Below are 21,509 nucleotides of genomic sequence, written 5' to 3' on the forward strand. Positions count from 1 at the left end.
GAATATCATTCTCGTATCTGTCGCAGCCGGGATAAGGTGGACGCGATGTCCATCGACGAGCTCATCGAAGCGGCGCGCGGCGGGTCGACCCGGGCGGCCGGCCGTCTGCTGAGCCTGGTCGAAAGTCCTCGGCGCGCCGAGGTGCTCGATTCACTCGGCGCGGTGCAGGCCCCGCGTGTAGTCGGGGTGACCGGCCCCCCGGGCGCGGGCAAGTCGACGACGGTCGGCGCGTTGGTCTCCGCGTACCGCGAACGTGACATGCGGGTTGCGGTGCTTGCGGTCGATCCGTCATCGCCCTACACCGGGGGAGCGCTGCTGGGTGACCGCATTCGAATGGCCGCGCATATCAACGACTACGACGTCCTCATCCGATCGGTGGCAACACGCGGCCACCTCGGCGGGCTGGCCGCGGCGGTTCCGGCGGCCATCAGGTTGCTCGCCGCATTGTCCTACGACCTTGTTGTGTTAGAGACCGTCGGTGTCGGACAGTCCGAAATCGAGATCGCCGCGATCGCCGACCCGACGATCGTGGTCCTCAATCCCGGTGCGGGCGACGCGGTTCAGGCGGCGAAAGCCGGTCTGCTGGAGGTTGCGGACATCGTCGTCGTCAACAAGGCGGATCGCGAAGGTGCCGATCAGACCGTGCGCGACCTGAAGGCCGAGACAAAGGCGCCGATCCTGAAACTCGTTGCCGCAGAAGGACAGGGCATCCCCGAATTGGTGGAGGTCATCGAGGTCCACCATCGCACCGACAGCCCGGAACGCCGCATGGCGCGTGCGCGTGCGCAGATCCTGTCCCTGGCGCAGACGCGTCTGCGAAGTCACCCCGATCTGGATCGCCTCGCGTCGCAGGTCGCCGACGGTGGGTCAGATCCATACAGCGCCACCGACCAACTGTTCGTCACCCCCGTAGAGCCTTAGCCGATCGCAGGCGCGTCCGCCGGAAACGGCTGCGTCGTCACCTCCCCGTCGGTGTTTCGCAGCAGCGCGTCGTACCGGCGGTGAAGGATCAGCCACGCGCTGCCGTCGCGGACGTACTCGTCGTGGTAGACGCCCGAGATGATCAGGTTGGTGCCCGCGGCGCGCTGACCGGTCTCCTGAACGAACCAACGGCCAACGGCGCGATTGGGATTCGACTCGTCGATTACGACCACCCCGGACATCAGCGCCTGCAGGAAGACGTTCCAGCCGTCGAGCATCGACGTGAAGAACGACAGCATCGCGTCGCGGCCGGTGAAGCGGCCCAACTCCGGCGCGTACCAGGTGCCCTCGGTCGTGAGTGTGCTTGCCACGCCTGCCGGGTCCCGTCGGGATGCGGCATCGGCATACCGGTGGACGAGGCTGCGGATCTCCTGCTCATCGCCCATGCGGTGCAACGTCATTCGGGGAGGCCGAGCATGCGGCTGGTCATCTGCTTCAGCTGTGTGCGCAGCGTCTCACCGTCGACGTCGGCAAGCAACGGGTGCATGACCGCGACGCTGATCGCGCTGGAGAGCATCGCCGCGTGCAGACGCGCCTCGACACCGGCTTCCGTGCCGAGCAGCGCGGCGTAGAGGCGCTCGATGAACCGTTGAAATGGTTCGTACTCGGCCTGCAGGCGGATGATGACCGGATCGAACATCGGGACACGGAAGGCGTCACGGCGGTCGATCGCCTGCTCGACCATCCGGTCGAGCAGCACCGCGCGTGCCCGCAGCGGATGCCCCTCGGCCTCGGCGGCTTCCAGCACGTCCTCGAGCTTGCTCATCTCTCGCTCCGTGATGGCGATGACGATCTCGTCCTTCGTCTTGAACTGGCGGTACACGGCCGCCTTCGTCACACCCATCTCGTCGGCGATCATCTGTAACGAGGTCCCACTGACGCCGTGCTCGGCGATCAGCTTCAACGCCGCATCAAGCACGCGGGTCTGGGCGGCAGTGCGGGTGATCTCGCTGAACTTGAGGCCATCCTTTGTGGACGTCACATCGACGAGGGTAGCCGATCGGCTACTTGGCTGGTCGTTTTGACGTCGACCGCGACGAGACGAAAACCGTCTCAGCGAGCATGCGGCGACACCAAGCGCGGTAGGCGTCGACGGTCCACCCGTCGCGGTGGACGATCCGCAGGTAGGTCTCGACGCTGCAGACCACCGCCGCAGTTTCGACCAGTTCGTCGAAGGGCACATCGACACGGATCCACTTTCGGTCGCCGAGCGCGCCGAGTACCCGGCGAAATTGGCTGTTGATGCTCGCGATCAGGGCGTTGAGATACTGCTCGAGTTCGGGGTCTGCGTTGGCGCCGCCGAAGAGTGCAGGCGCCAACGGCGCGGTCCGCTGGTGGATGACCACCGCGGCCTCGGCAAGGTAGTCCAATGCCTCGTCAAGGTCGTCGATCTCCAGAAGTCTGCGGCCGATGTCGAGGTTCAAGACGCTCTCTTCACCGGCCACGCCGACCGCGGAGTATTCGACCGCGGCGATCAGCAGCGCGGCCTTCGGGCCCTGTCCCTGAACGGTTTCGGCGGACACCCCGGCTGCCGCGGCGATCTTCGCGAGTGTCGTGCGCGCGTACCCGTCGGCGGCGAACCGTTCAGCGGCCGCGGCGACCACCCGCGACCGCGTCGCCTCCGCCTGCTGCTGCCGCAGTTGCGATCGGTACGCCCGCGAAGGCTGACCCGATATTGACTTGGGTGCCACAGTAATGAATACTACACAACCATAGTCATTCGCCGATTGGGCGGGGGAACAATGTCATCGATCGTCATCGTCAGCTTCCCCGCACACGGTCATGTGGCGCCGCTGTTGACGGTCGCCGAGAACTTCGTCAATCGTGGCGACGACGTCCGATTTGTCACCGGTGCACTGTTCGCCGACAAGGTCGCCGCCACGGGCGCGACCTTCGTGCAGGTCCATCCCGACGCCGACTTCGACGAGACGCCGCTGAGTGAGCGGTTTCCCGAACGCGCGAGGTTGAAGGGCCCCAGTGCGGCTGCGCACGATATCGAGCACGTCTTCGCCAAGCCCGTCAAGTATCAGTACGCCACGATTACGGCGGTTCTCGCGGCGCAACCCGCCGACGTCGTGATCGCCGACCCGGTTTCCCTTGGTGCGGCGTTCCTTCTGCGGGACCGCCGGCCGGTACGGCCGGCGGTCGTCATGTGCGGCATCATTCCCCTTCCCCTCGAGAGCCTTGACACCGCGCCGTACGGCATGGGTCTGCCGCCTGCACAATTCCTCAATCGGCAGCGGAATAGGCTGTTGGCCAGAGTGAATCGCCGGATCCTGCGGCGACCGCTCAACGTGATCAACGACCAGCACATCGAGGTGCATGGCTGCCCGTGGCCAACCACGCTGATGGACTGGGGCCGTCACGCCGATGCGCTTGTGCAATTCACGGTTCCATCGTTCGAATATCCAATGTCCGATGCGCCGGACAACCTCCACTTCGTGGGACCGTTGTCCGCCAACGGGTCCCAGGCTCCACTGCCCGAATGGTGGTCCGATCTCGACGACACGCGCCCCGTCGTCCACGTCACCCAGGGCACGGTCGCCAACACCGATTACGACCAAGCGATTACGCCGACGCTGCGTGCGCTCGCCGACCAGGATGTGCTGGTTGTCGTCGCGACGGGCGGGCGTCCCGTTGAGACGTTGCCGCCGCTACCCGCCAACGCCCGCGCGGCCAGCTTTCTTCCCTACGACGAATTGCTCCCGCGTACTTCGATTTTCGTGACGAACGGCGGGTACGGCGGAGTCCAATACGCGCTGCGTTACGGGGTGCCGATCGTCGCCACCGGCGGTAAAGAGGACAAGCCCGAGGTCGGTGCCCGCATCGCATGGTCGGGGGTCGGGCGGCGGATCAGAGCTGAACACCCGACGTACAAGGCGATGCGGCGCGCCATCCTGGACGTCCTGAACGGCCCGCGCTATCGCCAGGCCAGCAGTCGCGTGGCGGCGGACATGGCCGCAGCCCCCGGCTTCACGGGCCTGGCGGACATCGTCGATCGGCTTGTTGGCAGTCCCGCTGCACCGCAATCAGATTCCTGCGAAGTAGAAGCCCAACAGTAGTGCGACGAGGCCGATGAGCCATCCTCCGGTCGTCAATTTGAGCCACCGCGGCGCAAACCGAACCTCCATGAAGTGCCAGATGACCAATTGCGTCTTCACGGCGGCGATGAGCAACACGACGAGCGTGACCGTCACATTGACGACATGGGCTGAGCCCCCGCCACGAGCGGTCAGCCACGACACCACGGTCACGATGGTGAGCAGTGCCCACACCAGGGTCAGGGGGTTGCGGATATAGGACGCCATTTCACCTCATCAGATACAGCAGCGCGAACAACAGGATCCACAACAGATCGACCATGTGCCAATAGGTTGCCGCGGTTTCCACGAACGACATCTTGGGTCGCGCCGAGATTCGCAGACTGCGAATGACGAAGCCGAGAATCACCAGCCCGAGCATGACGTGACACAAGTGCAGCCCTGTCATGACGTAGTAGTACATGAAGAAGAGATTGGTCCCCGGCGTCAGGCCGGCGGTGACTTCGGGAACGTACTCGAACGCCTTCATGACCGGGAAGGCCACGCCAAGAGCGAACGCGATGACGAACAGTCGAATAGCCTCCGGCACTTTGCCGTTGCGCGCCGCCGAGGTCCCCAGCGCGACGAAAAGAGAACTCGTCAGCAGGATCACGGTGTTGATCGCGCCGATGTCCAGATTGAGCCGCGCCTGGCTCTCGAGAAACAGGTTGGCGTCCTGCCCGCGGTAGTACACGTAGCCGATGAAGTAGACGCCGAAGATGAGCAGATCGCCAATGACGAAGAACCACATGCTCAACTCGCCGGGAACGTGGTTGCGCAGGGGGGTGATTCGCCCGGTGTCGCGGATGTCGGAAGCGGATTCCGCGGCGACGTTCGTCATGCATTCGCCTTCGGTCGCGGATCAGAGGGCACTGGTTCGGGATATAGCCACGCGGTCTCGAGGGTGTCGTCGCGCTGATTCTTGATCGCCCGATAGATGCAGACGTAGACGATGATCTGCCACGACACGTAGAGCACCATGGCGAACCAGAACGTCATCAAGCCGTTCCAGGCGAACGGCCCCGATTTCGAGATCCACACGGGCGCGGCCATCAGTTCGGTGACGTACTGCCAGACGGTGTAATAGCCCAGCCATTTCGGAAGAATGTTGTTCTTGTCGAGGATGATCGCCAGGCCGAAGGCCATCCACATGACGCAGAAGCAGCCGAGTGAGCCGATATAGGCGAGGTAGCCGAAGTCATAGAGCATCGCCAGCGTCGACGGCTCGTAGCCGGAGCGAAACGCGCCGACGCCGAAGCAGAACATCGGGAAGAGCATGCCGACGATCGCGCCGGTCATCGATCCGATCATGACCGAATAACGCAACACCGGGCTGACCGACATCCGTTTGATCTGTATGAGATAGACGGCGTTTCCCACAGATGCGAGACCGAAGCACAACGTCAGGATCGCGCAGGCGATGAGCAGATTGTGGGACTGCATGAACTCGACGACCACGGGCATGGGACTGTTCGGCGGTCGGGGCGGCATCATCCAACTCAGCGGTACGAACACGATGCCGAAGATGTTGAAGAAGATCGGTACGAGCCAGAACGCAATCCACTGATCCCGCTTACGATTCCGGGGCCGCGGTGGTGCGGATTCAACCGGAGACCCGGGCGCCGCGATGACGGTGTCGCTCATGCCAGGCTCTCGCGCTCGTCGCCCTGACGGTTGACCACACCCAGCAGGACGAAGAACATCACGACGGCCCAGATCACGAGTACCGCGTTGCGCAGTATGAATGACACGGCGCCGTCCCACGCCAGCGGTCCGGTCTTGTACAGGATCGAAAATGCGCTCGGGATGAGCAGTAGTGCGGCCGCCACGTTGAAATGCGCCACCCAGCGCGGAAATATCGGATCCGGCCGTTCGTCGAGGTAGATGCTCACCGCAAGACAGAAGTTCTGCACCACGATGGTGCCGACGGGCGCGATGAAGAAGAACCACGCCATGTCGTTCAACAGGCTGATCAGCTCCGGGTCGCGGTCAGGGCGGAATGCGGCGACGCCCCAGCAGTAGTCGGCGAGGATGAACGCCGTCGTTCCGACGCCGACGCAGATGATGTACGCGTAGGTGAAGACGCTGCTCGACGTGGCGGTGCGCGATATCTGTACGGCGATGACCGCGAACAACGGCACCAGCGATCCTGCGATCAGATTGCACAGGATCACGACTCCCAGGATTCCCGTGACGTTCTCGCTGAAGATCGTCGCGACCTGTTCGGGGCTCAGATTCGGCGATAGCGGCGGAGAGAACAGCGGGAACAAGAAAAAGCCGATGATGAACAGCGCGCCGGCCGGGGGTGCCGTCCACAGCATGATGCGTTGACCACGGGTCGTCATCGACGCCGGTTCACGCGGCCTGTCGCGAGTCGCGGTGGCTGGCTGGCTCCTGCCTTCGGATCTCTCGTCGTCGTTCATGAGTTCGGTCATCGGTGTGGATGCCCTCCTGGCTCGTCGGCACGCGAGCGACTGTTCGACCATCCTGTCGAGCACATATCGCGCGTTCGCAGCACGAGGGTAGCCCAATATTTGACCGTTTGGTAGCCGATCGGCTACTTTGAAGTAGCCGATCGGCAACCGCCGATGGCAGGGGATTCTGTGCGCTCGCCTACCGGGTGCGGGCCGACACCGCCATACCCGCGCGAAAGCCGAATACCATTGCGGGGCCTAGCGTCCCGCCCGCGCCGCCGTACGCCTTGCCGGTCGCACCCGCCATCGCATTACCCGCCGCGAAGAGGCCCGGGATGGCCGCGCCGCTGACGTGCAGCACCCGCCCGTCGCGGTCGGTGCGCGGACCGCCCTTGGTGCCCATCGCACCGATCGATACCGGGACGGCGTAATACGGGGGAGTGTCGATGGGGCCAAGGGTCTTACCCGCCGAGGTGGTGGCCGTGTCGTCACCCCAGTAGCCGTCGTAAGCGCTTGAGCCGCGGCCGAAATCGGGATCCTGTTCGTGGGCGACGTTGTCGTTCCACGCTGCGAGCGTAGCCGCCAGGCCAGCCGCGTCGATACCCGTCTTCTCGCCAAGCTCGGTGAGATCGGCCGACGGCGTGAACCAGTCCGGTGCCTCCTCCTCGGGCAGAACACCCAGGAACCCGTATCGCTTGAAGTGCTGTGAGTCGAAAACGATCCACGCCGGATCGTTCGCATAGCCCCGCTTCGGGTCGAGGAAATGGAACGGCCCGGCCATCGAGTTGTACTCGCCCGCCTCGTTGAGGAAGCGTTTGCCTGCACGGTTGACGATGATGCTTCTGGGCCGGGTGCGTTCGAGCCGCACGCTGCGGCTGCGCGGGTGCCCCCCGAAGGTATCGCCGGGCAGCTGCACGATCGGCACCCACCACGCCTCGGCCATATTCGCCAGGTCGGCGCCGTGTGCCATAGCCATTCGCAAGCCGTCCCCGGTGTTGTGCGGCGGGGACACCGCGCCGCGCATCGGGCCGCGAAGATAGGCCTCGACCAGCTTCTGATCCCATTCGAATCCACCGGTGCCCAGCACCACGCCGCGACGCGCGCGAACGTTGAACTCGCTGTCGCCCTGTGTGATTCGGGCACCCGTGATTCCCAGCGCATCGGAGTACAGCTCCACCGCGCGCGCGTTGGTGTGCGGGACGACGCCCTGGTCGAGCAGCCCCTTCAGCAGTCCGGCGATCAACGCGGTCCCCGCCACGCAGTAGTCGCCCGAATGATCGTCGACCGAGGCGTGGATGCGGGCGCGGGTCTCGGCGTCGATGCCGACATTGCTGAAGTCGGCGGGGAACGACGTGATGCGCTCACTCCACTCGCCGAGCCGGGACCGGTCGAAGGGTTTGGCATTGAGTGACCGTCCGCCTGCCGGGCGTCCGCCGGGGAGTTCGGGCTTGTAGTCCGGGAATCCCTCGGCCACCTCGAACCGTAACTCGCTGTGGGCCTCGACGAAATCGAGCATCTCCGGCCCGGTGCGGACGAACGTGTCCACCAGGTCGTCGTCCATGAAGCCGAGCGACTGCGCACGCAGGTAGCTCATCGCATCCTCGACCGTCAGCTCACCCTCGGCCGCGCGGTCATGTGCCGGAATCCAGATGATGCCACCGGAAACCGCTGTCGTACCGCCGACGGTCGCGGCTTTTTCATACACCTCGACCGAGGCCCCGTTGGCCGCCGCCGTCAGCGCCGACGTGAGACCGGCGCCACCACTACCCAGCACGACGACATCGACCTCATGATCCCAATTGGTCACGTGCTCAATCCTTTCGGCGATCCTCAGGACAGGATCGCGGACAATTCGTTCGCCGCCTTGATCACCGCGTCCTTACCGTTCATCACCACGTCCTCGCGGTGCGAGATGAGGTTGATGCATGTGGGCGGCGACGGCGGTTGCCTGCGTACCGGCACGGCCAGGCCGTAGGTATTCGGCTCGACCTCGCCGTGGGTGATCACCCAACCCTGTTGCCGCGTCAGGGAAACCAAATCGCGTTCAGCGGGTCGCGGCGGCATGCTCGCCAGCAGCGCGAGCCCGGCGGCGCCGCGGTCCAGCGGATACCGGCTGCCCTCGTGAAAGGACAGTTGGTAGTACACGTTCGTCGGCACGATGACCGCGATGGCCACCTGTTGGTCACCCTCGGCGACGAGCAGCGACACCGTGCTGCCGAGTTCGTCTGCCAGCGCGCGGAGGGTGGGCAGGCTCAGCTGGCGCAAGTGGTTGTCAAACGATGCGCCGAGTACCGCGAGCGCTGCGGCCGCGCGGTAACGGCCGTCGTCCCCCTTGGCTACGAGCCGGAACTGAGACAGCGTGGACAGCAGGCGATACGCGATTGTGCGGTGCACGCCGATGTCGTCGGCGACCTGCTGGGCCGTCAGACCGGATCGGGAGGTCGCCACAAGCTGCAGTGCGGCCAAACCCCTCGCCAACGTCTGCGAGCCGGGCGCACCCGTCGGAGCGGCATTGGTGCTGGCCCCGCCGACCGAATCAGACATCGCGTCTACCTGACTTTCCTTGACATCTGCCACTCACGAGAGTGATGCTCTGACTATAGTGCACATGCATGTGCGATAAATGAGCACATCGCTTACAAGATACGAGAATCTAATTCTCGCCGTCAAGAGAGGTTGACGAGTGCCGGAAACGTCTCCGCTGCTCGACTTCGAGAGCGTCTGGAGTGACCTCCAGGGGGTCGCGTTCTCGCAGGGGTACATCGACGCCGCCGGCGTTCGTACCCGCTATCTGCACGCCGGCGACCCGGCGAAACCGGCCCTGATCTTGTTGCACGGGTCGGGCGGGCACGCGGAGGCCTACGTCCGGAATCTCGAGTCGCACGCCGAGCGCTTCTCGACGTGGTCGATCGACATGCTGGGTCACGGATACACCGACAAACCCGGGCACCCTCTCGAGGTGCACCATTACGTCTCCCATTTGATGGCGTTTCTCGACGCCATCGGCGCGGAACGCGCCCACATCAGCGGTGAGTCGTTGGGTGGCTGGGTCGCCGCACGCGCCGCAGCGGACCATCCGGACCGGATCGACCGGCTGGTGCTCAACACCGCGGGCGGATCGCAGGCCGATCCCGAGGTCATGAAGCGCATCGTCGCGTTGTCGATGGCCGCTGCGGAGAACCCGACGTGGGACACCGTGCAGGCGCGCATCAAATGGTTGATGGCCGACAAGTCCAAGGATTACGACGACATCGTCGCCAGCCGTCAGCGCGTGTACCGCCAGCCGGGATTTGCCGCAGCGATGAAGGACATCATGGCGCTGCAGGATCCCGAGATCCGCGCGCGAAACCTGCTCGGCCCGGAGGAGTACGGGTCGATCACCGCGCCGACCATGGTCGTATGGACCAGCGATGACCCGACCGCAGATGTCGCCGAGGGCCGCCGTATCGCGTCGATGATCCCCGGCGCGCGGTTCGAGCTGATGCCCGGCTGCGGGCACTGGCCGCAGTACGAGGACCCCAAGACCTTCAACCGTCTGCATCTCGACTTTCTGCTGGGGCGGTGATGAGCGCTTGCGCGAAGAACAGAGAGCCGAGATGACCGAGCCGGTGGACGTCGCCGTCGTCGGAGCCGGACCGTCCGGGCTGACTCTGGCGAACATTCTTGGGCTGCAGGGTGTCCGGACGCTGATCGTCGAGGAGCGCGACACCCTCATCGACTATCCCCGTGGGGTTGGACTGGACGACGAGGCGTTGCGCACGTTTCAGTCCATCGGTCTGGTCGACCGCGTCCTGCCGCACACCGTGCCGAACCAGATCCTGCGATTCTTCGACGCCAAACGCCGGTTGCTCGCCGAGATGGCACCGCCGGACGCGCGTTTCGGCTGGCCCAAGCGCAACGGCTTTGTCCAGCCGATGGTGGACGCCGAGCTGTGCGGTGGGCTCGACCGCTTCGATCATGTCGGCGTGCGGTGGGGACACCGGATGGAGAACTGCGTCGAAACTCCCGACGGTGTCACGCTTGAATTCGCAGACGGCAAGGAGCCCGTGCGTGCCCGCTACGTTGTCGGGTGTGACGGCGGGCGCAGCGCCACCCGACGGCTGATGGGAGTGTCTTTCGACGGCACCACATCGTCGACCCGCTGGCTGGTGGTCGACGTCGCGAACGATCCGCTCGGTCACCCGAACAGCGAAGTGGGAGCCGACCCCAAGCGGCCGTACGTGTCGATCTCCATCGCCCACGGCATCCGCCGCTTCGAGTTCCTGATTCACGACGACGAGTCCGACGAACTCGCCGATGATCCGGCATTCGTCAGACGCATGCTCGCGCAACGGGTTCCGCATCCCGAGCGGGTCGACATGATCCGCCATCGCGTCTACACCCACCACTCGCGTATCGCCGGCTCGTTCCGCAGGGGACGCCTGATGCTGGCGGGCGACGCCGCACACCTGATGCCGGTGTGGCAGGGCCAGGGGTACAACAGTGGTATCCGCGACGCCGCCAACCTGGGATGGAAGCTCGCCGCGGTCATCAACGGCCAAGCCGGCGACGCCCTCCTGGACACTTACGACATCGAGCGCCGCAAACATGCACGAGCAATGATCGACCTGTCCACCATGGTGGGCCGCGTGATCTCGCCGACGAACCGGAGGGTGGCCGCTCTTCGCGACCGCGTCATCCACGGCGCCTCGCTCGTCCCGACGCTGAAGCGCTACGTGCTCGAGATGCGGTTCAAGCCGATGCCGCGGTATCAGCAGGGGGCGGTGTTCCACGCCGAGAACAGTCCGGACAACTCACCGACGGGCACGCTGTTCATCCAGCCCCGCGTCGATACGCGCACGGATCAGAACGTCTTGCTCGACGACGTACTCGGCGCCGGTTTCGCCGTGCTGTGCTGGAGTAACAATTTGCGTGCCGTTCTCGGCGACGAGGCGTTCAGCCGCTGGAAGGCGTTGGGGGCCAGCTTCGTCGAAGCACGGCCCATGACCCAGCTGTATTGGACCGGCCACGACGACGCCGATGTGACGGTCGTCGGTGACCGGACAGGCGCGCTCAAGTCGTGGTTCGACGTCTTCACCGACTCCGTGCTGTTCGTGCGCCCCGATCGCTGCATCGCGGGCGCATGTATCGCGCAGCGCGCGCCAGAACTGAGCACGTCGCTGTTCGACGTCCTCTGTTTGACCCAGGAAGGAGGCTCGATTTCCCATGGCGAAACTGGCCCTGTGTTGCATGTCGCACAGTCCGCTACTGAACCTTCCGGGACCGTCGCGGGATCTTCTTGACGACGTCGAGTCCGCACTGGCAGCCGCGCAAGGTTTCGTGGCGGACTTCGACCCCGAACTGGTCGTGGTCTTCTCGCCAGACCACTACAACGGCTTCTTCTACCGGACGATGCCCCCGTTCTGCATCGGTACCGCAGCCCAGGGTGTCGGCGACTACGGCACCTATGCCGGCCCGTTGAATGTTCCCGGGGACATCGCAGACGCCTGCGCGCGTGCGGTTCTCGAATCTGGTGTGGACGTGGCGCTTTCGGCCGGCATGGACGTCGACCACGGAACGGTGCAACCGCTGGAGAAGCTCTTCGGTGACGCGACGTCGCGACCGGTGATCCCGATCTTCATCAACTCGGTCGCCACCCCGCTGGGGCCGCTTCGCAGGGTGCGGGCACTCGGTGCCGCCGTCGGCACCTTCCTGGCCACCTTGGGCAAGCGGGTGCTCGTCGTGGGTTCCGGTGGTTTGTCGCACGATCCGCCGGTGCCGACGCTGGCCACCGCACCGCCTGCCGCGCTCGCGCGCATCGTCGGTGGGGAACCGATGACGCCGGAGCAGCGGAAGGCACGACAGGTGGCGGTGATGGACGCTGCGCAGGCGTTCGCGCACGGCGACAGCCCGCTGCAGCCGCTGAACCCCGAATGGGATCAGGCGTTTCTCGACCTGGTCGACTCGAATCGCCTCGACGAGGTGGACGCGTGGTCGAACGGCTGGATCGAGCAGCAGGCCGGTCATTCGGCACACGAAATCCGTACGTGGATCGCCGCGTTCGCTGCGCTGGCGGCGCACGGCCGGTACGAGACGGGCCACCGGTTCTATCGCGCGGCACCGGAACTCATCGCCGGTTTCGCCGTCAGGACGGCGGTGTGCAAGTCGTGACCACCGATATGTTCGACCACACTGTCGATGTGCTCGTCATCGGCTCCGGTGGTGGCGGAATGACCGCGGCGCTGGCCGCCGATGCGTTCGGCCTCGACACGCTCGTAATCGAAAAGTCGCCGCAATTCGGTGGTTCCACCGCGCTCTCGGGCGGCGGTATCTGGGTGCCTGGGGCGCCGTCGCAGCGTGAAGCCGGCTACGTACCCGATCCCGACGGTGTCTTCGAATACCTGCGGCGGATCACCGGTGGCCTGGTCAGCGACGCACGGTTGCGCGCGTATGTCGACAGCGCGCCGGAGATGATGGAGTTCCTCGAGCGGCACAGCCGGTGGTTCGAATTCGTCTGGAAGCCCGGGTACGCCGATTACTACCCCGAATTGCCCGGCGGCTCGGAGTTGGGCAGCACCATCAACGTCCCCGCGATCGACCTGCGCGAGCTCGGTGACGAGGAGCAGAATCTGCTGCGGCCGTTGGCCCTGGTGCCCAAGGGGATCTGGTTCGCCCCCAAAGATCTTCGGCTGTTCTATCAGGTGCGACAGAACTGGCGCGGAAAGGCCGTGCTGGTGAAGCTCATCTGGCGGATGTTTCGCGCTCGGGTCTTCGGTGACCGGATGGCCGCGATCGGCCAATCGCTGGCGGCCAGGATGCGTCTGGCGCTCAAGGAACACGACATCCCGCTCTGGCTGAGCGCACCGATGACCGAGCTGATCACCGACGTCGACGGAACGGTTACCGGTGCGGTGGTCGAGCGCAACGGGCAAGCTCAGCGCATCGGCGCGCGGCACGGTGTCATCCTTGCCGCGGGCGGCTTCGACCACGACATGGAGTGGCGCAGGCAGCATCTGCCGGTTCTCGAGAAGGACTGGAGCTTCGGTAATCCCGCGTCGATGGGTGACGGGATCAGGGCGGGGGAGAAGGTCGGTGGCTCGACCGACCTGCTCGACGAGGCGTGGTGGTTCCCCGCCATGTGCTGGCCCGACGGCAGGCTCCAGTTCATGCTCAACGAGCGAATGATGCCGTCACAGTTCGTGGTCAATGGCGAGGGTAAGAGGTTCATCAACGAGGCGGCGCCCTACATGGACTTCGCGCACGCGATGATCGAAGGACACAACTCCGGCGTCGCGCACATCCCGTGCTGGCTCGTCACCGACATCCGTTCGTTCCATCGCTATGTCGTCGGTGGCCATCTGCCCATCCCGAAGGTGCCGTTCGCGCCGGTGCCCACGGGGTGGAAGGTACCCAAGGCATGGCTGGAGTCCGGAGTCGTGCTGGAGGCCAACAGCTTCGAGGAGCTCGCGACCAAGATCGGCGCACCCCCTGCACAGCTACGCGCCACCGCCGATCGCTTCAACGAGTTGGCCCGCAAGGGTCACGACGACGACTTCAACCGCGGGGATTCCGCCTACGACAACTACTACGGCGACCCGACGCTGCCCAACCCCAACCTGTATCCGCTGGGCAAGCCGCCGTACTACGCGTTCCAGATCATCCTCGGCGACCTCGGCACCTCGGGTGGGCTGCGCACCGACGAGTACGCGCGCGTGCTCCGCTCCGATGACAGCTTCGTGAAGGGGTTGTACGCCGTCGGCAATACGTCGGCCGCGGTGATGGGACGCAGCTATGCCGGTGCGGGCGCGACCATCGGGCCGGCCATGACCTTCGGCTACGTGGCCGCCAAGCACATCGCAGACCAGTTGCCCGACAACGCTCTTCAGTCTGGGCCTCAGACCGGTTCGACACTCAAGATCGAAAGGTAACGAAATGAAGATCTCGCTGTTCTATGAATTCCCGCTGCCGCGGCCGTGGAGTGACGACGACGAGCACAAGCTTTTCCAGGACGGGCTCGACGAGGTGGAGGCGGCCGACAAGGCCGGCTTCTCCACGGTGTGGCTGACCGAGCACCACTTCCTCGAGGAGTACTGCCACTCCACTGCACCCGAGATCTTCCTGTCGGCGGCGAGTCAGCGCACCAAGGACATTCGCCTCGGCTTCGGCATCATGCACCTGCCGCCGGCGGTCAACCATCCCGCGCGGGTGGCGGAGCGCGTCGCCACCCTCGACCTGCTTTCCAACGGGCGGGTCGAGTTCGGCACCGGCGAGTCGTCTTCGGTGGGTGAGCTCGGCGGGTTCGGCATCGATCCGGCCGACAAGCGTGCGATGTGGGAGGAGGCCCTCGAGGTCTCGATCCGCTGCATGACCGAGGAGCCGTTCACCGGTTTCAAGGGCCAGCACGTCGAGATGCCACCGCGTAACGTCGTTCCCAAGCCGTTGCAGAAGCCGCACCCGCCGGTCTGGGTCGCCTGCACGCGCCCCGCCTCGGTATCGATGGCCGCCCAAAAGGGCCTCGGTGCACTGAGTTTCGCATACACCGGTCCCGGCCCGCTGACCGAGCGTGTCAATGGATATTACAAGGAGTTCGAAGAGAGCGCCGTACCGGTCACACCGCAGATGAACCCCAACATCCTCGCGATCGGGGGTGACCTGTCGATGATGGTCGCCAAGACCGACGAACAGGCCATCGAGCGGCTCGGAAAGGGCGGCGGCTTCTTCGCGTTCGGGATCATGCACTACTACATGACCGGCATGCACACCCCGGGCCGGACCGGTGTGTGGGAACGTCACCTCGAGGAGATCGAAAAGGATCCGAGCATCGTCTACGGCCCGGACCGCGGCCCGATCGGCAGCCCGGCGACGGTGCGCGAATTCCTGCGCGGCTACGAGGAAAGCGGTGTCGACGAACTGATCCTGCTCCTCACGCCGCGTCGGCACGAGGAGACGATGGAGTCCATCGAGCTGATGGGTAAGGAGGTCCTGCCCGAGTTCATCGAGCGCGACGAGAAGGCCAGGGCCGAAAAGGCCAAGCGACTCGAGCCCGTCATCGCGAAGGCCGAGGCACGCAGACCCAAGTCGAAGGCACCGCTGTTCGACGAGACCTACGCCTTCGGTGGTCTGCCCACCGGTCGCGAGAACTACACCGCCAACGAGGTGTCGCTGGCGATGGATGAGATGAACGCCGGTATCGAGGCGGCGGCGGCGAAACTCAAGGCGGGCGAGGGGTGGGCGAGCAGGAACCCTGCCGCGGACGCGAGGAGTGGCGTGACCGGAGCTGATAAGAGTTGATTCGGTGACTGACGAGCTGTGGCGTTACGACGGCCGCCGGGTCGTCGTCACCGGATGTGCTTCGGGTATCGGCGCCGAGGTGGCGCGCCAGCTCGCCGGTCTCGGTGCCGAGGTGATCGGCCTCGACATCCGGCCGCCAGAGTTCGACATCGGCGAGTTCATCTCGCTCGATCTTCACGACCCGGAATCGATCGACGAGGCGGCGGCGGCGAGCGGCGGTCGCGTCGATGCCCTGTTCAATATCGCTGGGGTGTCGTCGGGTATCCGCGATCCGCTGCGGGTGGTCACCATCAACTTCCTGGGTACGCGGCGATTCACCGAGGTGCTGGTGCCGTCGATGCCACCGGGGTCCGCCATCGCCTGTGTGTCGTCGTTGGCGGCGTCGGCCTACCGGGAGAACGCCGCGGTGACGGCGGGCCTGGTCGACACTGAGACGATGGCCGAGGGAATCGAATGGTGTGAGCGCCATCAGGAGGCGGTCGCCGACGGAGGGGGCTACCGGCTGTCCAAGGAGGCGATCATCCTGTACGGGATGGCCAATGTCGCGGCGCTGGGCGCCAAGGGAATCCGGATCAACTGCACCGCACCCGGCGTCACGGACACGCCGATTCTCGACCAACTGCGGTCGGCGTACGGCCAGGAGTTCCTCGACTCCTTCCACACGCCGTTGGGGCGCGCGGCCACGCCCGAAGAACAGGCCAGCGTGCTGGTCTTCCTGAACAGCACGGCGGCCAGTTACATCACCGGACAGGTGATCTGGGTGGACGGCGGCACGACCGGTGAGACAGACCTGGCGGGATCGGTGACGCGACGATGAGGGGCGAACTATGGCCAGCATGACCGACTTCCGGCGGGTCGCCGACGACGTCCGCAACTGGGGGCGTTGGGGCGACGACGACGAAATCGGCACGCTCAACTTCATCACCGCGGAGAAGATCGCCCAGGCCGCCGGTTTGGTCCGACACGGCAAGCTTTTTCCGCTCGGTGTCGATTTCGGATCATCCGGGCCACAGGGCGCATTCCACTTCCGGCAGAACCCGTTACATGTGATGACGATCGACGGCGGCGATGCGAGCACCCTGGCCGAGTACGGTCCGCCCTGGCTGAAGAATCCCGCCGCGATGCAGCTGAGCGAGTACTGGACCAGCGGCCCGATGCGTTTCAACGACGACGTCATCATCATGCCGCTGCAGGCCGCGACCCAGTGGGATGCGCTATCGCACGTCTACTACGAGGACAAGCTGTACAACGGATTCCCGGCGAGTTCGGTCACCAGCCTCGGCGCCTTCCACTGCGGTATTGACAAGGTCGACGGCAGGGGCATCGCGTCCCGCGGCGTGCTGCTCGACATCGTGCGCCTGCGCGGCGTTGAAACGTTTTGTGAAATGGGTGACCCGATCACCCCCGCCGAACTCGACGAGGCCGCCCGGCAGCAGGGTGTCACCGTCGAACGCGGTGACATCGTCCTGGTCAGAACCGGTTGGTGGGCACGATTTCTCGAAACCCGTGACGGTGCCGAACCCGGTGCGGGCCTGGACTGGACCTGCGCGTCGTGGCTGCACGATCACGAAGTCGCGGCGGTCGCGGCCGACAACCTGATGGTGGAGAACCCGGTCCCCGGCGTCGACGGTTGTTTCCTGCCGATGCACATGCTGTGTCTGCGTGACATGGGGTTGATGCTCGGCGAGTACTGGGATCTGACGGCCTTGGCGGAGGACTGCGCCGCCGACGGAGTCTACGAGTTCCAGCTCATCGCACCTCCTCTGAGGGTGACCGGCGCTGTCGGATCGCCCGTGAACCCGATCGCAATCAAGTAGGTGGGAGTCATGACCGCAAGCACAACCACCGGCGGAGCGCCGCTGATCGTCGGTCTTGGCGGAACGCTTCGCGCCAACTCATCGACCGAGCGGGCGATTCGCTACTGCCTGGCATCGGTCGAACGCCAGGGCGGACGCACCCGCTTCTTCAGCGGGCCTGACCTCGACCTCCCGATGTACGCACCACACGAGCTGGAGCGCACCCCCAAGGCGCTCGAACTGGTCAAGGCCCTGCGCGACGCCGACGCCGTCGTCGTCGGGTCGCCGGGATACCACGGTGCGATATCGGGTTTGGTCAAGAACGCGCTCGACTACATCGAAGATCTCCGAGAGGATCCGCGCGTCTACCTGGACAACACGCCGTGGGGTTGCATCAGTTGCGCCTACGGCTGGCAGGCGGCAGTGGGCACCCTGGGCCAGCTGCGTTCCATCGGACACGCACTGCGGGCCTGGCCGACACCGCTCGGTGTGGCGATCAACTCCGCCGACAAGATCTGGGACGACGCAGGGGAGTTGACCGACACGTCGGTGTGCGACCAACTCGACATGCTGGCCACCCAGGTGCTCACCTTCGCGCAGACCGCGTGGGAAACCACGTGAGCGCAGTGCGGAAGACCATTGTGGTCGACGGCCTTGTCACGGGTTATCTCGAGGCAGGACAGGGCGATCCGGTCATTCTGCTGCACGGCGGTGAGTTCGGTGTCAACGCCGAGATCGCGTGGGAGAACAACGTCGCCGCGCTCGCGCACCAGCATCGCGTCCTCGCACTCGAGATGCTGGGTTTCGGTGAGTCCGCGAAGGTCATCGACTTCAACGACGGTCGTGGGATGCGAATTCGGCATATCGCGCGGTTCTGCGCGGCGGTCGGCGTGGAGTCCGCGCATTTCGTCGGGAACTCGATGGGCGCGGTCAACCTGTTCGTCGACGCGACGTCCGAGTCTCCAGTATTGCCTGTGCGCAGCATGGTGACGATCTGCGGCGGAGGCGAGATCCAGCGCAACGAGCACTCGGCCGCCCTCTACGATTATGACGCCACGCCAGAAGCCATGCGGCGCATCGTTGAAGCCCTCTTTCACGACCCCTCGTATGTGGCCGACGAGGCCTACGTACAGCGACGCTACAAGTCGAGCATCGCACCTGGTGCGTGGGAAGCATTGGCGGCGGCGAGGTTTCGCCGGCCCGGGTTGGAACCACCGCCGCTGCCGTCGAGCGCACGGGCCTACGACCGGATCACCGTGCCGACTTTGATCATCGAGGGCGGCGGCGACAAACTGCTCCCGCGTGGCTGGGCGGCCGAGATTGCCGCGCAGATCCCCTGCGCGCGTTCGGCGGTGATCCCCGATACCGGGCACTGCCCGCAGATCGAACAGCCCGCGGCGGTCAACGACCTGCTGCTGGCGTTCCTGGCCGAGCAGCGTGAAGGAGCAGCGACATGACGGACGAACTGGCCGGCAAGGTCGCGATCGTCACCGGGGGCGCGTCGGGTCTTGGGGAAGGGCTGGCACGTCGGTTCGCCGCCGAGGGCGCCAAGGTACTGATCGGCGACGTCGACACCGACACCGGCGCCGCACTCGCCGCGGAGATCGGGGACAACGCGCTCTTCGTCGAAGCCGATGTGTCCGACGTCGATCAGGTGAGCGGGCTCGTGACGACGGCCGTTGACCGTTTCGGCGGCCTGCACGTCATGGTCAACAACGCTGGGGTGTCAGGCACGATGCACCGCCGGTTCCTCGACGACGATCTCGCCGACTTTCACAAGGTGATGGCGGTCAACGTGCTGGCGGTGATGGCGGGAACGCGCGATGCCGCCAAACACATGTCGCAACACGGCGGCGGCTCGATCATCAACCTGACGTCGATCGGCGGCATCCAGGCCGGCGGTGGTGTGATGACATACCGGGCATCGAAGGCCGCCGTCATCCAGTTCACCAAGTCGGCGGCAATCGAGTTGGCCCACTACGAGATTCGGGTCAACGCCATCGCGCCCGGCAACATCCGCACCGCGATCGTCCGCAAGTCGGCGACGGGGGAGGACCTCGAGAAGCTGGAACAGTTCGAGGCGAAGATCCGCGAACAGATGCGCAACGATCGGCCGCTCAAGCGTGAGGGCACGATGGAGGACGTCGCCGAAGCAGCGCTGTACTTCGCCACCGACCGCTCACGCTATGTCACCGGCACCGTCCTACCGATCGACGGCGGCACGTCCGCCGGCAAGGTGATCGCGCGTAAGCCCAAGTCCGACTAGCGGCCCTCGTCGGCGCGGTCGGCATGTTCGGCGACCAGTCGGGGGTATCGGCCGCGGTCGGGCCGAAAGATGTCGTGGGGCGAGTCGGGGAATTCGACCAGCTGTGCGTGTGGGAACAGCGTCCGGTACCGCGACCACTGCGCATCGCCCACCAGAAAGCGTTCGCGGCTGCGAACGGCGAGCAGCGGAAGTTGTTCTCGGGCAAGACGACCCCACATCGACCGCTCCTGCGCGGCGAGAAACGTCTTATTGGCGGCGGCCACGTCGAGCCGCTCGCTCACCGGCGTCCCGCGCCAGCGACCGGCGAGCAGGCGGCACGACATCTCAGGAGTCAGCACCTTCTCCTCGGGCACGTAGTCGCCGATCGCTACGGAGCGAATGCGTTCGAAGTTCGCGATCGCCCACGTCAGCGCGTAGGTGGTGCCCCGAGAGAACGTCACCACGTGGACCGGCCCGTCGGTGATGGCGTCGACCACCGCGCCGACGTCGGTGCTCAAGGTGGTCGCGTCATATCCGCTCACGGGAGCGCTGCTGCGACCATGGCCCCGCAGGTCGATCACGACGGTTCTGCGGCCGAACAGGGACAGGACTTCGGCGTAGTCCTCGGCCACGCACGTCATGCCGGGCACGAAGACCACGGGCGCGCCACGGTCGTCGCCGCCGGAGTCGAGGTAGTGGATCCGGGCGTCGCCGCTGTCGGTGAACCGCGAGTTGGCCATCGTCAGCGGGACTCTATGTTTCGCCGATATCGGCGCAGGCGCGGACCCCCGGAAAGCGTTCAAAAGCTTTAAATCAGTCGCTTGACTTAAAGACGGTGGCGCGGTTCACTGATCCTGTGACCACAGCCAGCAGGACCGTTCGCACCGAGCGCGCCAGCATCACGCGCGAGGCGATCCTTGCTGCCGCCGAGCGGTTGTTCGCCGAACACGGTGTTTACGCCGTTTCCAATAGGCAGGTCAGCGAGGCGGCCGGGCAGGGAAACAACGCCGCGGTCGGCTACCACTTCGGCACCAAGACCGACCTCGTGCGCGCGATCGAGCAGAAGCATCGCGTGCCCATGGAGCGAATGCTGGCGCGAATGGTCGCCGACACGGCCGACTCGACCGACCTGCGGGACTGGATTGCATGTTTGGTGTGCTCGCTCACCGATCACCTCGATCAGCTCGGTAACCCGACCTGGTATGCGCGTTTCGCCGCCCAGGCACTCGCCGACCCGGCCTACCAGAAGATCGTGGTGAAGGACGCGCTGGCTTCGCCGTCGGTGCTGTTGGTCGTGCAGGGCATCACGCGCTGCCTGCCCGACCTGCCGATGACCGTCGTCACCGAACGCAACATCATGGTCCGCAACCTGATGATGCACACCTGCGCCGACTTCGAGCGCGCCTTCGCCGAGGGTGCCCACATTTCGTCGATGCCCCGCACCACGTGGGGCTCGGTCGCATCCGGTCTCATCGACGCGATCGTCGGACTGTGGCAGGCGCCCATCACGGAGCGACCGTGAGGGTGAGTGTCGACCAGGACAAGTGCGTGTCCTCCGGGATGTGCGTCATGAACGCGAGTGACGTCTTTGACCAGCGTGACGACGACGGCGTCGTCGAGCTTCTCATCACCGAACCCGGTCCCGATCAAGCCGAAGGAACCCGAAAGGCCGCCGCGGCCTGCCCAGCGTTGGCCATTCACATCGAGGAATGACGGAGAATTC

General features: G+C 65.3%; 24 protein-coding genes. 14 read left to right on the forward strand and 10 right to left on the reverse strand.

Features of this window, described 5'->3' with window-relative positions; translation table 11 throughout:
- Positions 1 to 45: 45 nt before the first annotated feature.
- Positions 46 to 921, forward strand: coding sequence for a methylmalonyl Co-A mutase-associated GTPase MeaB (gene meaB, locus M1248_RS00315; RefSeq protein ID WP_317147211.1), 876 nt, complete (start codon positions 46 to 48; stop codon positions 919 to 921).
- Here meaB and M1248_RS00320 read toward each other — a convergent pair.
- The 3 genes from M1248_RS00320 to M1248_RS00330 are packed head-to-tail and all read right to left on the reverse strand — an operon-like array spanning position 918 to position 2,672.
- Positions 918 to 1,382: a nuclear transport factor 2 family protein gene (locus tag M1248_RS00320; protein ID WP_317147212.1), complete on the reverse strand. Its 465-nt coding sequence runs from the start codon at positions 1,380 to 1,382 to the stop codon at positions 918 to 920. The genes meaB and M1248_RS00320 overlap by 4 nt on opposite strands.
- Positions 1,379 to 1,963 carry a TetR/AcrR family transcriptional regulator gene (locus M1248_RS00325; RefSeq protein ID WP_163729993.1) on the reverse strand — a complete coding sequence of 195 codons (585 nt, stop codon included), beginning with the start codon at positions 1,961 to 1,963 and terminating at the stop codon, positions 1,379 to 1,381. Before M1248_RS00325 ends, M1248_RS00320 begins: the two co-directional genes overlap by 4 nt.
- 22 nt (positions 1,964 to 1,985) lie before the next feature.
- Positions 1,986 to 2,672, reverse strand: a complete 687-nt coding sequence (locus tag M1248_RS00330; RefSeq protein WP_317147213.1) for a TetR/AcrR family transcriptional regulator — start codon at positions 2,670 to 2,672, stop codon at positions 1,986 to 1,988.
- A 51-nt stretch (positions 2,673 to 2,723) separates the two neighbouring features.
- On the opposite strand from M1248_RS00330, the gene M1248_RS00335 reads away from it, so the two are divergent.
- Positions 2,724 to 4,043, forward strand: coding sequence for a glycosyltransferase (locus M1248_RS00335; RefSeq protein WP_317147214.1), 1,320 nt, complete (start codon positions 2,724 to 2,726; stop codon positions 4,041 to 4,043).
- Here M1248_RS00335 and M1248_RS00340 read toward each other — a convergent pair.
- From M1248_RS00340 to M1248_RS00365, 6 genes are all read right to left on the reverse strand, one after another.
- On the reverse strand, positions 4,011 to 4,289 hold the full coding sequence (locus tag M1248_RS00340) for a cytochrome C oxidase subunit IV family protein (RefSeq protein WP_317147215.1): 279 nt from the start codon (positions 4,287 to 4,289) through the stop codon (positions 4,011 to 4,013). The genes M1248_RS00335 and M1248_RS00340 overlap by 33 nt on opposite strands.
- Before the next feature lies 1 nt (position 4,290).
- A complete protein-coding gene (locus M1248_RS00345) occupies positions 4,291 to 4,902 on the reverse strand; it encodes a cytochrome c oxidase subunit 3 (RefSeq protein WP_317147216.1) in 612 nt (203 codons plus the stop codon).
- Complete coding sequence (locus M1248_RS00350; protein ID WP_317147217.1) at positions 4,899 to 5,705, reverse strand: hypothetical protein; 807 nt, start codon at positions 5,703 to 5,705, stop codon at positions 4,899 to 4,901. Before M1248_RS00350 ends, M1248_RS00345 begins: the two co-directional genes overlap by 4 nt.
- Positions 5,702 to 6,406, reverse strand: a complete 705-nt coding sequence (locus M1248_RS00355; RefSeq protein ID WP_317147449.1) for a hypothetical protein — start codon at positions 6,404 to 6,406, stop codon at positions 5,702 to 5,704. The genes M1248_RS00350 and M1248_RS00355 overlap by 4 nt, the downstream gene beginning before the upstream one ends.
- 268 nt (positions 6,407 to 6,674) lie before the next feature.
- On the reverse strand, positions 6,675 to 8,282 hold the full coding sequence (locus tag M1248_RS00360; RefSeq protein ID WP_317147218.1) for an FAD-dependent oxidoreductase: 1,608 nt from the start codon (positions 8,280 to 8,282) through the stop codon (positions 6,675 to 6,677).
- A gap of 23 nt (positions 8,283 to 8,305) precedes the next feature.
- Positions 8,306 to 9,019 carry an IclR family transcriptional regulator gene (locus M1248_RS00365; protein ID WP_163729987.1) on the reverse strand — a complete coding sequence of 238 codons (714 nt, stop codon included), beginning with the start codon at positions 9,017 to 9,019 and terminating at the stop codon, positions 8,306 to 8,308.
- A 157-nt stretch (positions 9,020 to 9,176) separates the two neighbouring features.
- Here M1248_RS00365 and M1248_RS00370 point away from each other — a divergent pair, with 157 nt between their 5' ends.
- From M1248_RS00370 to M1248_RS00415, 10 genes are read left to right on the forward strand one after another with little or no spacing between them, the layout of a single operon-like run.
- Positions 9,177 to 10,040, forward strand: coding sequence for an alpha/beta fold hydrolase (locus M1248_RS00370; protein WP_163737443.1), 864 nt, complete (start codon positions 9,177 to 9,179; stop codon positions 10,038 to 10,040).
- Positions 10,041 to 10,071: 31 nt separating this feature from the next.
- Complete coding sequence (locus tag M1248_RS00375; RefSeq protein WP_317147219.1) at positions 10,072 to 11,757, forward strand: bifunctional 3-(3-hydroxy-phenyl)propionate/3-hydroxycinnamic acid hydroxylase; 1,686 nt, start codon at positions 10,072 to 10,074, stop codon at positions 11,755 to 11,757.
- Entirely contained in the window at positions 11,705 to 12,625 is a 921-nt protein-coding gene (locus M1248_RS00380) for a 3-carboxyethylcatechol 2,3-dioxygenase (protein ID WP_317147450.1), read from the forward strand. Before M1248_RS00375 ends, M1248_RS00380 begins: the two co-directional genes overlap by 53 nt.
- A gap of 8 nt (positions 12,626 to 12,633) precedes the next feature.
- Positions 12,634 to 14,382: an FAD-binding protein gene (locus M1248_RS00385; RefSeq protein ID WP_317147451.1), complete on the forward strand. Its 1,749-nt coding sequence runs from the start codon at positions 12,634 to 12,636 to the stop codon at positions 14,380 to 14,382.
- A 4-nt stretch (positions 14,383 to 14,386) separates the two neighbouring features.
- Positions 14,387 to 15,745, forward strand: coding sequence for an LLM class flavin-dependent oxidoreductase (locus M1248_RS00390; RefSeq protein ID WP_163729984.1), 1,359 nt, complete (start codon positions 14,387 to 14,389; stop codon positions 15,743 to 15,745).
- A 4-nt stretch (positions 15,746 to 15,749) separates the two neighbouring features.
- Entirely contained in the window at positions 15,750 to 16,562 is an 813-nt protein-coding gene (locus M1248_RS00395) for a coniferyl-alcohol dehydrogenase (RefSeq protein WP_317147220.1), read from the forward strand.
- 10 nt (positions 16,563 to 16,572) lie between these two features.
- Positions 16,573 to 17,562: a cyclase family protein gene (locus M1248_RS00400; protein ID WP_163729983.1), complete on the forward strand. Its 990-nt coding sequence runs from the start codon at positions 16,573 to 16,575 to the stop codon at positions 17,560 to 17,562.
- A 9-nt stretch (positions 17,563 to 17,571) separates the two neighbouring features.
- Positions 17,572 to 18,162: an NADPH-dependent FMN reductase gene (locus M1248_RS00405; RefSeq protein ID WP_163729982.1), complete on the forward strand. Its 591-nt coding sequence runs from the start codon at positions 17,572 to 17,574 to the stop codon at positions 18,160 to 18,162.
- On the forward strand, positions 18,159 to 18,998 hold the full coding sequence (locus tag M1248_RS00410; protein WP_317147221.1) for an alpha/beta fold hydrolase: 840 nt from the start codon (positions 18,159 to 18,161) through the stop codon (positions 18,996 to 18,998). Before M1248_RS00405 ends, M1248_RS00410 begins: the two co-directional genes overlap by 4 nt.
- Positions 18,995 to 19,807, forward strand: a complete 813-nt coding sequence (locus M1248_RS00415; RefSeq protein WP_317147222.1) for an SDR family oxidoreductase — start codon at positions 18,995 to 18,997, stop codon at positions 19,805 to 19,807. The genes M1248_RS00410 and M1248_RS00415 overlap by 4 nt, the downstream gene beginning before the upstream one ends.
- On the opposite strand, the gene M1248_RS00420 is transcribed toward M1248_RS00415, so the two are convergent.
- Positions 19,804 to 20,526, reverse strand: coding sequence for an alpha/beta fold hydrolase (locus M1248_RS00420; protein WP_317147223.1), 723 nt, complete (start codon positions 20,524 to 20,526; stop codon positions 19,804 to 19,806). The genes M1248_RS00415 and M1248_RS00420 overlap by 4 nt on opposite strands.
- 116 nt (positions 20,527 to 20,642) lie before the next feature.
- Between M1248_RS00420 and M1248_RS00425 the strand changes: the two genes are divergently transcribed.
- Both M1248_RS00425 and M1248_RS00430 read left to right on the forward strand, forming a co-directional pair.
- A complete protein-coding gene (locus M1248_RS00425; RefSeq protein WP_410506596.1) occupies positions 20,643 to 21,308 on the forward strand; it encodes a TetR/AcrR family transcriptional regulator in 666 nt (221 codons plus the stop codon).
- Entirely contained in the window at positions 21,305 to 21,499 is a 195-nt protein-coding gene (locus M1248_RS00430; protein WP_163729977.1) for a ferredoxin, read from the forward strand. The genes M1248_RS00425 and M1248_RS00430 overlap by 4 nt, the downstream gene beginning before the upstream one ends.
- Positions 21,500 to 21,509: the final 10 nt, after the last annotated feature.

The organism is Mycobacterium sp. 29Ha (assembly GCF_032883055.1).
Classification (GTDB): Bacteria; Actinomycetota; Actinomycetes; order Mycobacteriales; family Mycobacteriaceae; genus Mycobacterium; species Mycobacterium gallinarum.